The organism is Sodalis sp. (in: enterobacteria) (genome assembly GCF_036327475.1).
Classification (GTDB): Bacteria; Pseudomonadota; Gammaproteobacteria; order Enterobacterales; family Enterobacteriaceae.
Window position 1 is genome coordinate 648,818 of record NZ_CP132913.1, and the last position, 12,188, is coordinate 661,005.

At 52.8% G+C, this 12,188-nt stretch carries 7 protein-coding genes and 4 pseudogenes; 4 read left to right on the top strand and 7 right to left on the bottom strand.

The features are described 5' to 3' along the window. Positions 1–209: 209 nt before the first annotated feature. Positions 210–2,828, bottom strand: coding sequence for an aminopeptidase N (gene pepN, locus GPOALKHO_RS03565; protein WP_406703029.1), 2,619 nt, complete (start codon positions 2,826–2,828; stop codon positions 210–212). A gap of 288 nt (positions 2,829–3,116) precedes the next feature. On the opposite strand from pepN, the gene pncB reads away from it, so the two are divergent. The 3 genes and pseudogenes from pncB to ompF all read left to right on the top strand — a co-directional run bounded on the left by pncB (position 3,117) and on the right by ompF (position 7,372). After that, positions 3,117–4,340, top strand: coding sequence for a nicotinate phosphoribosyltransferase (gene pncB, locus GPOALKHO_RS03570; RefSeq protein ID WP_406703031.1), 1,224 nt, complete (start codon positions 3,117–3,119; stop codon positions 4,338–4,340). Positions 4,341–4,576: 236 nt separating this feature from the next. Then, positions 4,577–5,976 (top strand): annotated as a pseudogene (gene asnS, locus GPOALKHO_RS03575) (asparagine--tRNA ligase). A gap of 301 nt (positions 5,977–6,277) precedes the next feature. Then, the gene (gene ompF, locus GPOALKHO_RS03580) at positions 6,278–7,372 is read left to right on the top strand and encodes a porin OmpF (protein WP_406703032.1); all 1,095 of its coding nucleotides are present in this window, start codon (positions 6,278–6,280) and stop codon (positions 7,370–7,372) included. Between the two features lie 141 nt (positions 7,373–7,513). Here the strand turns inward: ompF and GPOALKHO_RS03585 are convergent, their stop codons facing one another. The 5 genes and pseudogenes from GPOALKHO_RS03585 to GPOALKHO_RS03605 all read right to left on the bottom strand — a co-directional run bounded on the left by GPOALKHO_RS03585 (position 7,514) and on the right by GPOALKHO_RS03605 (position 9,718). Continuing rightward, complete coding sequence (locus GPOALKHO_RS03585) at positions 7,514–7,768, bottom strand: hypothetical protein (protein ID WP_406703033.1); 255 nt, start codon at positions 7,766–7,768, stop codon at positions 7,514–7,516. Positions 7,769–8,177: 409 nt separating this feature from the next. Further along, a complete protein-coding gene (locus GPOALKHO_RS03590; RefSeq protein ID WP_406703034.1) occupies positions 8,178–8,807 on the bottom strand; it encodes an MBL fold metallo-hydrolase in 630 nt (209 codons plus the stop codon). Between the two features lie 73 nt (positions 8,808–8,880). Further along, positions 8,881–9,256: pseudogene (locus tag GPOALKHO_RS03595) on the bottom strand (YcbK family protein); the annotation flags it as partial. Further along, positions 9,256–9,371: pseudogene (locus GPOALKHO_RS03600) on the bottom strand (hypothetical protein); the annotation flags it as partial. The pseudogenes GPOALKHO_RS03595 and GPOALKHO_RS03600, both read right to left, overlap by 1 nt. A 224-nt stretch (positions 9,372–9,595) precedes the next feature. Further along, positions 9,596–9,718: a hypothetical protein gene (locus tag GPOALKHO_RS03605; RefSeq protein WP_406703036.1), complete on the bottom strand. Its 123-nt coding sequence runs from the start codon at positions 9,716–9,718 to the stop codon at positions 9,596–9,598. 70 nt (positions 9,719–9,788) lie between these two features. Here GPOALKHO_RS03605 and GPOALKHO_RS03610 point away from each other — a divergent pair, with 70 nt between their 5' ends. Beyond that, positions 9,789–10,232 carry a hypothetical protein gene (locus GPOALKHO_RS03610; RefSeq protein ID WP_406703038.1) on the top strand — a complete coding sequence of 148 codons (444 nt, stop codon included), beginning with the start codon at positions 9,789–9,791 and terminating at the stop codon, positions 10,230–10,232. A gap of 287 nt (positions 10,233–10,519) precedes the next feature. Here GPOALKHO_RS03610 and GPOALKHO_RS03615 read toward each other — a convergent pair. Continuing rightward, positions 10,520–12,126, bottom strand: a pseudogene (locus GPOALKHO_RS03615) (hypothetical protein); the annotation flags it as partial. Positions 12,127–12,188: the final 62 nt, after the last annotated feature.

The window sequence follows — 12,188 nt, forward strand, 5'->3', positions numbered from 1 at the left end:
TGATGGCAGTAAAAAGGGCACTCCTGCAGTTGCCTTGCGAACAACGGCGCATCAGCGCGCGGCGATAGCCCGTTTCGCCAGACTTCTCTGCAGACCACGCTGCGCCGAGGCGGGCTGTCATAACTGCGCTCCCACCGGCCAACTTCGATTATCTATCGCTGGCGGAAACCGTGCGGTGCCTACCGTAGAGCACCAATGACCACCGCAGCTTAAGCGTTGCCCAGCGTCTTGGTTATTTTCTCAAATAGATCCACCGAGAGATTCTCCAGCGTCTTGAGGTGTTCCAGCGCCGTCCGCATGAGGCGCTGACGCGGCGCATCATAGCGCTTGAGTCGAATCAAGGGATCAACCATCCGCGAAGCAACCTGAGGATTGCGGGTATTCAATTCGGTCAGAATTTCGACTAAAAAAGCGTAACCGCTACCGTCCGCCGCATGAAACGCCGCCGGATTATTGGCTGAGAACGCACCGATAAGCGCTCGAACTCGATTGGGATTATTCAGGCTAAAGGCGCGATGAGTAAGCAGTGATTTGATATGATCCAGCACGTCCTCAGCCGGACTGGTCGCTTGCAGGTTAAACCATTTGTCCATGACCAAACCGTCGTGGTGCCAGCGCTGGTCGAATTCCGACAGCAGCGTGGCCTGGCAGGGTAACTGCGCCGCCACCGCCGCCGCCATTGCGGCCAGCATGTCTGTCATGTTGTCGGCCTGATAGTATTGCTCGGTGGTAAGACGAACCGCACGATCACGATCGCCGAACGCCAGATAGTGCAGACAGCGGTTACGCAGCGCGCGCAGGCCGATATCACGATGCCTCGCCCGATACTCGCCATAGGAGCTGGCGCGGTAAACCGCTAACAGCTCACCACTGAGCTCGTTCGCCAGACAGCCGGTCAGCGCGTCATGCACGCTGTGAATCGCCAACGGATCTACGCTATCAAACAAGTCAGCCATTTCATTCTCACTCGGCAACGTCAGTATTTGCGCCGCCACCGCCGGATTTAGCTCGAGATCAAGTAAAATACCGCGGAACGCATCAGCCACACGCAGCGGCAGCGTCAGCGGCTGCCCATCCTGATAGCGAGCCACGTTCAAACGGATATGGATAGACAGCAGACTTTGCGCAGCGTCCCAGCGTGAGAAATCGCTGGTGGCGAAACGCATCAAGGCAATCAGTTGCTGATCGCTATAGGGATAATCCAGCTTCACCGGCGCGGAGAATTCACGCAGCAGAGATGGGATGGGCAGCGACGGGACATGATCGAAAATAAACGTCTGGACGCTTTCGGTCACGTTCAGCACTGAATTTACCGGCGCACCGGCGTGCTGCAGCGGGATGACCTGTCCGTGGTTATCGTACAGTTCGATATCCAGCGGAATGTGCAGCGACTGTTTTTCCTGCTGGTCCGGCGTCGGCGGCGTCATCTGCGTAACGTACAGAGTGTATTGCTCCAGCTCAGTATTATAATCGTCGCGCACCGTCACCAGAGGTGTACCCGACTGGCTGTACCAGCGGCGGAACAGTGTCAAATCGATATCGCCGGCCTCCTCCATCGCGACGACGAAATCTTCGCAGGTGGCGGCGCTGCCGTCGTGGCGGGAAATGTAACGGCGTATCCCGGCCTGGAATTTTTTCTCTCCTAGTAAGGTATGCAGCATACGGATTACTTCGGCGCCCTTCTCATACACCGTCATAGTGTAAAAGTTATTTATTTCAATTACTTTATCGGGGCGAATGGGGTGCGCCATCGGGCTGTCATCTTCAGCGAACTGTGCGCTGCGCATCACGCGTACATTATTAATGCGATTGACAGAGCGCGAACCGATATCCGAACTGAACTCCTGGTCGCGGAATACGGTTAGGCCCTCCTTCAGACTCAGCTGAAACCAGTCGCGGCAGGTAATGCGATTGCCGGTCCAATTGTGGAAATATTCATGGCCGATGACCCGTTCGATATTAAGATAATCCGCATCTGTGGCAGTTTGCGCCCTAGCCAGAACATATTTGGCGTTGAAGACGTTCAGCCCTTTGTTCTCCATGGCGCCCATATTGAAGAAATCGACCGCCACTACCATATAGATATCCAGGTCGTATTCAAGACCGAAGCGGGTTTCGTCCCAGCGCATGGCGCGCTTTAATGACGCCATCGCCCAGTCGGCGCGATCCAGGTTGCCGCTATCGACAAACAGCTCCAGCGCGACCTCCCTGCCGGAGCGGGTGGTAAAGCTGTCGCGCAATACATCAAAATCCCCCGCCACGAGCGCAAAGAGGTAACACGGTTTTGGAAAAGGATCTTCCCAGGTGACCCAATGCCGGCCATCACCGTTATCCCCGTAATCAATACGGTTGCCGTTGGAGAGCAGGAACGGATAACGTTGCTTGTTCGCCAAAATGCGCGTGGTGAACCTGGCCAGAACATCCGGACGGTCCAGATAAAAGGTAATATGGCGGAAACCTTCCGCCTCACATTGGGTACAGAGCGTGGCGCCGGAAAGGTAAAGCCCTACCAGAGCGGTATTCTTGGCGGGATGGATCAGTGTTTTGATGGTCAAAGTAAAGGCAGCGGGCAACTGCTCAATGAGCAATCCTGTGGCGCTCAGGCGATAATGCGTCCACTCCTGATCGCCCACTCGCAAACTCAGTAGGCGTAAATTTTCGCCGTTGAGCAGCAAGGGCGCGCCGGCCAAGCCCTGACGCACGACAGTGCTGGTTGCCGTAACGGTGGTATCTTCGGCCTCGAGATCAAAATCCAGGTGGATATGAGTAATCGTATAATCCGGCGCACGATAATCATGGCGGTACTTGGTTTGCGGCTGTTGCATCATAGTTAACCTTTAGGTATCAGTGTTGATTTTTGCCATCAAGTCTATTTCTGTTAGCGGCAGGTTGCCATTGTAAAGCTCGACAAGCGCGTTAAAATGCAGCGTTCGCGGAAAAAACAGTACGGGTTTGCGGTCAAACTAGCCAAATAACCGGACGACTAACCCGCAGAATAGCACGTTGGGTCCCGACGTTATCACGCCAATTGTGCTCTGATGTGACTACACTTGTAGGATAACACGGCTTTCATGGCCGTTACCCCTTATCCGACTGAGATGAGATGTCGTAAAAGGATGTTTGAACGCACCATGAATGTTGCTACCGTTCCGATTTTAACGTCGATACTCGACACTGATGCCTATAAATTCCATATGCAACAAGCCGTTTTTCATCGCTATTACAATGTGACGGTGAGCGCGGAGTTCCGCTGCCGCGAGGACGATCTGCTTGGGGAATACGCCGCCAACATCAATACCCAGATTGAGATGATGCATAGTCTAAAATTGAACCAGGAGGAGTTTGCCTACCTGCGCGAATTGCCGTTTTTTCAAAGCGACTATCTCAACTGGCTGCGCCAATTCCGCTTTGACCCGAGCCAGGTGCACGTACGCAATCATCACGGCAAACTCGATATTCGCATTACCGGCCCCTGGCGCGACGTCATTTTATGGGAAGTGCCACTGCTGGCGATAATAAGTGAGGTGGTGCACCGCCACCGCTCGCCGCACATTGCTCCAGCTGCTGCGGTGGCGCAATTGCAGCAGAAGTTGCGCCATTTTCGTCAGATCAGCGCAGATGTCGACCTATCCCGCTTTAGGCTAGTGGACTTCGGCACTCGCCGGCGCTTCTCGCGCCAGGTCCAGTTTAATGTGGTTGCCGAACTAAAGCGAACGTTTCCCTACCTTATCGGCACCAGCAATTACCAACTGGCGCGAGCATGCGACCTGCCGCCGGTTGGCACCCAGGCGCATGAATGGTTTCAGGCACATCAACAGATAAGCCCCGATCTGGCCAACAGCCAGCGTGCCGCTCTCCAGGCCTGGCTAGATGAATACCACGATCAGCTGGGGATTGCGCTCACCGACTGTATCACCATGGATGCCTTTTTACGGGACTTCGGGCCGGCGTTTGCCCATACCTATCAGGGTCTGCGGCACGACTCTGGCGACCCGGTAGAATGGGGCGAGAAGGCCATTGCGCATTATGAACGGCTGGGTATCGATCCGCTCGGCAAAACGCTGGTGTTTTCCGATAGCCTAGATTTTGACAAAGCGCTGATGCTATACCGCTATTTCTGGCAGCGCATCAATCTCGTTTTTGGCATCGGTACCCGGCTGAGCTGCGATATCCCCGCCGTAAAGCCACTGAATATTGTTATCAAACTGGTGGAGTGCAACGGTAAACCGGTCGCGAAGCTTTCGGACAGCCCCGGGAAAACGATCTGTCACGATAAAGCCTTTGTTCGCGCCCTGCGTCAAGCGTTCGACGTGCCGCTAGTGGTTAAAAAGGCCAGTTGAATCTTTTAAGCCGCGTCAGGCATTTTCCGCTCACGTCCGATTGATATGAGCGCGTCGGCGGAGACGGCACGGCGGCGCGTTTATCGCCTCTTTCCACCCACATTGCCCGCCCTAAACCACATCATCACCAGAAATATACGATTTCCTCTTGTGGTCTTGCCGCCGCCAAGTAACATACTATGGTCCGTTAACGGACTTACAGCTTTTCCTATTTTAACTGAATAAGAGAGTATTTTATGAGCGTAGTGTCTGTAGTCGATGTACTGCAAGGGCGCATGCCGGCTGATAGTGAAGTCACTGTACAGGGTTGGGTGCGTACTCGCCGAGATTCCAAAACCGGAATCTCCTTTCTTGCCGTCTATGACGGTTCCTGCTTCGATCCTTTACAGGCCGTCATTAATAATACTCTGTCAAATTATCAGAATGACATTTTACGCCTGACCACCGGCTGCTCGGTATCAGTTACCGGCCGGGTAGTGGAATCCTTAGGGGGCGGTCAGTGTTACGAAATACAGGTCCAGGCCGTTGAAGTGCTCGGCTGGGTCGACGATCCGGATACTTATCCCATGGCCGCCAAGCGCCATAGCGTGGAGTATCTGCGCGAAGTGGCCCATCTTCGCCCGCGGACCAACCTGATTGGCGCGGTAGCGCGAGTCCGCCACACCCTGGCGCAGGCCATTCACCGTTTTATGAACGAGCAGTTTTTTTTTGGGTGTCGACGCCGTTGATTACCGCCTCCGATACAGAAGGCGCCGGCGCAATGTTCCGCGTTTCCACCCTTGATCTGGAAAATATACCGCGCACTGCCGATGGTAAAATCAATTACGATGAAGACTTCTTTGGCAAAGAGGCTTTTTTAACTGTTTCCGGCCAGTTAAACGGTGAAAGTTACGCCTGTGCCCTGTCAAAAGTCTACACATTCGGTCCTACGTTCCGGGCTGAAAATTCCAATACCAGCCGCCATCTCGCCGAATTCTGGATGGTTGAACCAGAAGTAGCCTTCGCCACCCTGGGGGATGCCGCTGATCTTGCGGAAGCAATGCTCAAGTATGTCTTTCAGGCGGTATTGACCGAGCGCGCCGATGATATGCAATTCTTCACCGAGCGAGTCGACAAGGAAGCAATAAACCGTCTGAAACACTTTATTAGTGCAGATTTCGCACAGGTGGACTACACCGAGGCGGTCACCATTTTGCAAAACTGTAGCCAGACATTTGAAAGGCCAGTTTCCTGGGGAATTGACTTATCTTCAGAACATGAACGCTATTTGGCGGAAAAACATTTCAAAGCGCCTGTGGTGGTGAGGAATTATCCAAAGGATATCAAAGCGTTTTATATGCGTATAAATGATGATGGCAAAACTGTTGCCTCTATGGATGTGCTAGCCCCGGGCATCGGCGAAATCATTGGCGGATCCCAGCGCGAAGAGCGTTTGGACAGGCTGGATGCGCGTTTGGAAGAAATGGGCCTCAATAAAGAGGATTACTGGTGGTATCGTGATTTGCGCCGCTATGGGACCGTTCCGCATGCAGGTTTTGGGTTAGGTTTCGAGAGATTAATAGTTTATGTTACAGGAATGAAAAATATTCGTGATGTAATACCCTTCCCGCGAAGTCCACGCAATGCCAATTTCTAAATTTCGGCATTTAATATAAGAAAATATATCTATACGTCACCAAGGCCAGCATTTCTGGCCTTTTCTTTTTTAAAATTAGAAATATCTCACAAAGTCCTCTAAAAATTATATTTATACATATATTCTTTACTTATGAAACATTATTACGACATTTGTATCATTTTCGAGGTGGATTAACGACTCCGTGAATGGAACACTGCGTGCAGACACAGGAAGACACCAAGCTCTCAATGATGTTTCGTAAGAAATTATTATAGTGGCAGTGGAAGGTGTCCGAATAACACTAATGAGGGTAGTAATAATGATGAAGCGAAATCTTCTTACAGTGGTAATTCCGGCCTTATTGATTGCCGATGCCGCTAACGCGGCTGAAGTGTATAACAAAGATGGTAATAAATTAGACATCTACGGTAAAGCTGTCGGCCTGTACTACTTCTCCCACAGCGACAACAGCTACGGCGGCGACCAGGCTTACGCCCGTCTCGGCTTCCAAGGTGAAACTCGGATTACCGACAAACTGACCGGTTTCGGCCAGTGGGAATACAACTTCCAGGGTAATAATTCCGAAAGCAGTGTCGACCCTCAGAACAAAACCGGTCTGGCGTTCGCCGGTCTGAAATTTGGCGATGCCGGTTCATTCGACTATGGCCGTAACTACAGTGTTGTGTATGACGCTATCGGCTGGACCGGCATTCTGCCAGAATTTGGCGATGACTCCGGCTACAGCGACAGCTTCATGGTGGGTCGTACCACCGGTGTTGTAACTTACCGCAACACTAACCTCTTCGGGCTGATTGATCGCTGGGATTTCGCTGTACAGTACCAAGGCAAGAACGATCGTGATGAAATCCGTCGCGCCAACGGCGACGGCTGGGGCGCATCTACCAGCTACACCTCCCCCATCGGTGTGGCTATCGTCGGTGCTTATGCTTCTTCTGACCGTACCGATGCTCAGCAAAGCGCTTATTATGCTAACGGCAGCGAAAAAGCTCGGCGGTGGGCGGCCGGTCTGAAATATGATGCCAACAACGTTTACCTGGCCGCTATGTGCGGTGAAACCCGTAACGTGACTTACATCTCCAACGCCAATCTGCAGATTGATGGCGCTGACGCGACCGGTTTTGCCAACAAAACCCAGCTGATTGAATTGGTTGCTCAATATCAGTTTGACTTCGGTCTGCGTCCGTCGGTCGCTTACGTGCAGTCGAAAGGTAAAGATATCGAAGGCATTGGCGATGTTGACCTGATCAAATACTTTAAAGTAGGCGCAACTTACTACTTCAACAAAAACATGTCCACCTATGTTGACTATATCATCAACCAGATTGATGACGACAACCAGCTGGGCATCGGCAGCGGAGACGCCGTTGCTCTGGGTCTGATCTACCAGTTCTGATTTTCTTTCGTCTCTCTACAGCTAAAATCAGAATAGCGAAGGTAGGGTTTATACTCTACCTTCTTTTTTGTACCATTAAAAATATGTGGTAAGCGGGTTGGCAAAGAGGTCTTTTCGCTGACGTTTGGACACACCTCTGAATCAATCCCGGGCGCACTGGCGCACCCCATTCTCGGCCTGCTGGATATCTTGCGCGCCGATGATCGCCCGAATAAAACCAATCTTGGTACGTTTACAAAGATCAGGTAATACACAGGTGCTGGCCAGTGTAAAAAGCAGAGTCGCTATTTCTAGAAAATAAGACCAGCAAAATACCTTGGTATTGACGGCATCGCCGCCTTCGTCGTAGGCACGCCACTCCTTCTGTTCGGCGCTAATAAGCGACATCATCACCATCGCACTCCCCAGCGGCACCGGTACCATACGCTCAACTTTACACCAATGTTTACCATTTTGGTCGACGACGTGCTACATGCCATGTGAGAGCAGGAGTTGAGCGGTCTGCGCAAGCGCATGCGCCAACTGTTCGTCAACGCCCTTCTTGACAAAGGTGTTCGGCAGAACTTCAGTGGTTTTGTCAACCGGCAAACGGCATGTTCTCCTTTAGCGGCCCGCCCAGGAAGAGGTACTAAAGCTGCGTTTGACATTTGGAATTCGGGCCGCATCGACGTGGTCGGAATAACGCCAATCGCCGGTTGAGCTGTCTGAAGCGACCGCCGGCGATGCGTCATTGGTTGGTGAAACGGTGACACTGTTATAGCGGTTGGCGTAACGGCAACAACCGCTATGAAGCACTAACCGACGGCTACTGCAGAAAAGGATTTGTGCGACGCTCGTGCCCCAGCGTCGACATGGGGCCATGGCCAGGCAGAAAGGCAATGTCATCTGCCAACAACATGAGCTGATGATGGATCGAACGCATCAGCGTCGCACTATCGCCACCCGGTAGGTCGGTACGACCGATGCCGCCATTAAACAGCACATCCCCCATCAAAATGAACTTCGCCACTTTATTCCAAAACACCACGTGCCCCGGTGAATGACCGGGGCAATGCAGTACGCTAAACGACAATGTCCCGACGCTCACCGTAGCGCCATCAGCCAGCCAGCGATGGGGCGCCAAGGGTGCAATGCTTTCCACGCCAAACATTTGGCACTGCTCCGGCAAATTCATCAGCAGCGATTCATCATCACGATGAGGACCGACGAGGGGCACGCGATAGAACGCCGCGAGCTCGCTGGCGGCACCGACATGGTCTAAATGACCGTGTGTCAGCCATATTTCTTTTACCGTTACGCCCAGCGCCGCGACTTCTTGACGCAACCGCCGCGCTTCGCCACCAGGATCTACCAGCGCCGCTTCACCGGTCTGTTCGCACCAAATCAAAGAACAATTCTGACTGAATGCCGTTACCGGCATGATGTAATATTTCATACTGTATCCTGTCTGACTTTTGCACCCGATTATATGGCAAAACGGCGCTGGTGTTGACAGGAATTACGGCGTGTTACCAGATGCGGAGCCGCTCGGTATCGATATGGAAGAAATTACTGCGCGGATAGCATTCCACGCCGCCTATACGCAGCTTAAGTGCCGGTTTATGGATCATGCTGAGCAGACGTGTCTTCAATATGGAAATCTATGGCTTTGTCCAGCGTATGATAACTGTGCTTCTCCACGCCCTCGCTCTTTCCCGCACCGAATTACTGGTCTATACCGTTCTTAACCGGAAACAAGTTCCACCGTCTTGCTGGTCTGCAGCACCGTTTGCAGACGATAAAGATAATCAAAAGCTGCGAATCTGATTTAATCGGCTAAGCTCTCTTTAATTATAGCCTTACCATTGAAAATTCCGTTTTAAAGGTTTCACCCATATGCAAATTAGCAGACGCAAACGCTGAATATTCAACGCCAGCAGCGTCTTCTGATCTGCTGAGGAAATGTTAAGCCAGTTCGCGTCTGGCGGCCGATCACACTATCAGTGCCCAACCCCGTCAATTTTAGAAACATTTCACCGCCGTCATCAGATCGGGCGAATACATCTTGTCCCGCGCATCTACCGTGGCGACCACCGTTGGATTATCTGGGGCGCAGGCATAGCGCTGCCGGTCAACTGCTGTCAGTGGTTAGCGAGAATGGTTTTCAACGCTGGACGCATTTTAGCATATTGCGGATGTTAAAGGCATCCCAGCCTGCCGTCGTTCAAAGCATTTTGCCAGCGATCAGCGATCAATCAACGCGCGAGGCGGCAGCGCCAGAGTATAGGGTGCATGCCGTAAGGCCATTTTTCCGTTGGCGTCGACGTCGTTGGTGAATCGCAGGTAGCCCAGCAGAGCATCAGACAAGATTTTATCTCGCACTAGACTGTATAATGCGCGGATCCGAATGCACGGATCCGTGAGCCACTGCGCCCAGGTGGTGAATATTGCGGCTGGACGCCCGGCAGCGCTAATTCCGCCAGTTGCTGCTGAAATGCCGTACCGCGGCCCGGTCCTGCCACATCGGTGCATCCTAGCGCGCGGCCTGTGCGTCGCGACGTTCAATGACCATCTCGCTGTTGGCGCTGCACTGAAACAGAGGTTTATTGATAAAACAGAAAAGTTCTCTGGCACAGCACGAAGCATTTCCGACAGCGTTCAAGTGCTCCGATGCATGCTCGAGTGGGTTAACCTTGCAGAGTCATCTGCTCGGGATCATGTCGTTTATCAAGCTATCAACGTCGTCTTAAGCAGGAGTCAGAGTCATGCTATTGCTGCAGGCGGCTGCATGACCGGCGATAATGAAACGAGCGGGATGAAAGCGCAGCACTGCCAGCGCAAACTGGCTGGCGCACTCCCTTCAGTTTTATGCAACAACTAAGTGGGACACGCGCAGGAAATTACCGACCGTCGCACGCCTAAAAGGGCACCATCAGGGCACCATCGCGGCGGCGAACGGCAAAGGTTAGAGCATGTTTGCGTGCGGCACCGGATGGCGAGCCTGTCGGTGCGCGCAATGACCACGTTCCAATTGCCTGCTTAGCAAGCGCTGTCCTGTTCAATCGGCGTTAGCCACTGCCACCCATGGACAGGCCGATTGCGGCCTGTGGCTGAAATCTTCAACTACCGATGGTCAGCCTGGCTCAAGCACTTTAATCAACCATTAGCCTAACCCGCGGTCAAAAATCTCAGCCGGCCTGACTGTTGGTCTCGGTTAAGGCAGTCGACGGCGACACGGCCTGCTGCTTCGGCGCCAAAGTCGCGCAATTCCACCGCGTGTACATGCTCTTGATTATCGAATACCTTACGCATCAGTTTATAAGCAGTCCCTTTCTCCGGACGGATATTTTCCGGCGCGGCGATGGATTTGTATCCAGGTACGTGGCTTCATCCAGAAATAACAATTGGTACGGGGAGATATCTTTCCGCGCAGTCGGCCGGATTCCTCTTCCCAGCTTTGCAGTACTATCACCAGGATCGACATAAACGTCAGGTTCTGACTGCTGACAGGTTCTGATGCTGCTCTTGCTGCTCGCTTAACACATCTAACAACGTCGTATTGGCCTCGCGCACGCTGACTTTCAGGTGCACGCTCTTTACTTGACCGAAACTGACAGTCTACAACCCTTGATTGAGCAAGTGAATACGATTCACCTCGCGCTTGGTAGTCTTACAGATAATGTTAGCAACGCTTTTGGAGCTGATAGCCAGTTTCTGTGCGCAGGCGCTCAACTCTTCCGTTAGGCGATTGCGCTCACTTTCCGTCTGCTCAATGGCTTCCATCCGGGTCGTCAGTACAGATAATATCTCGATGAATGCGCTCGCACAGATGTTCGTGAACCGTAATAATAAAGAATTAGATCTTACGCCCTAGCCGCTTTGGATCTTCCGACAGTCGCAGCACATCGCGCAGATGTTCGTTATCCGCCACCGCGAGGCGCAGCGCGCCCAGCGCTTTATCTGAGCTTTTCCTGACATGGAGCGCAGATCCTCGGCTTCCATATAAGCCAGCTCACGACGGTGCAGGCGGCACTTCCACGCCATTTTCCTTCACTAGGCGCAGCACTGCGCGCCAGCCGGCCTTGGTGCTGACCACCTGTTCGCAAGTTTAATAATAATCACGCTCCAGATTGCGAAATTTTTTCTGTAAAGCGTCCATTTTCCACTTCGTAGAACATCAGCTGTTTTCCAGCTTGTTGCAGCGATCACAGTTCTGACTTAGAACCATATGCAGCTGATCCTGGCACTCGCGAGCGCGCTTCCGCATTAGCATCGGCCTGCTGCCGCGCCTGGCGCTGGGTCTGCTGCGCCTGTTCATAGTCGGCGCACAATTCGTGCTGCTCGGGGTCACTTTGCAGCATCACCGCCAGCGGCTCAAGTTGTTTTGGAACTTTTGGTGCTGACTCAAATAACGTGCCGCTTCCTGCGCGCCCTGCTAGTCGTCCTGTATCATCTCCAATTGGTCCTGCAACCGCTCATCCAGCAGGACACCGAGCCTTGGAATAAGCCGGTTGAGCAGTTGCAGCTCCTCACGTGCCTGATCGTATTGCTGCTGATTTCGCTCATGGTGGTCGCTAAGTTCACGCTCCAACTCGCCGCGCCGGACGTTGAGCGCGCGTATGTCCGCTTTCGCCTTGAATGCCACCACCAGGTGAGCGCCGATAAAGCGGCTGAACGCCTGATGCTAACGCTGAATTTTTGCACGCTGAACGAGAGTGTGGCGTAACGTTCCGCCAGTACATTGTGCTCGGTGGTGAAATTTCCAGCCGGTTTTCGCACGCGGCGCGGTCGAAGGGCGGCACTGCAAAAAAGAGCGAGTAGCGCCACTGGCGATCCG

Excerpts from the sequence above, each read along its gene's own strand:
- pepN (WP_406703029.1), bottom strand. The coding sequence starts at position 2,828 with ATGATGCAACAGCCGCAAACCAAGTACCGCCATGATTATCGTGCGCCG.
- pncB (WP_406703031.1), top strand. The coding sequence starts at position 3,117 with ATGTTTGAACGCACCATGAATGTTGCTACCGTTCCGATTTTAACGTCG.
- ompF (WP_406703032.1), top strand. The coding sequence starts at position 6,278 with ATGATGAAGCGAAATCTTCTTACAGTGGTAATTCCGGCCTTATTGATT.
- GPOALKHO_RS03585 (WP_406703033.1), bottom strand. The coding sequence starts at position 7,768 with ATGGTGATGATGTCGCTTATTAGCGCCGAACAGAAGGAGTGGCGTGCC.
- GPOALKHO_RS03590 (WP_406703034.1), bottom strand. The coding sequence starts at position 8,807 with ATGAAATATTACATCATGCCGGTAACGGCATTCAGTCAGAATTGTTCT.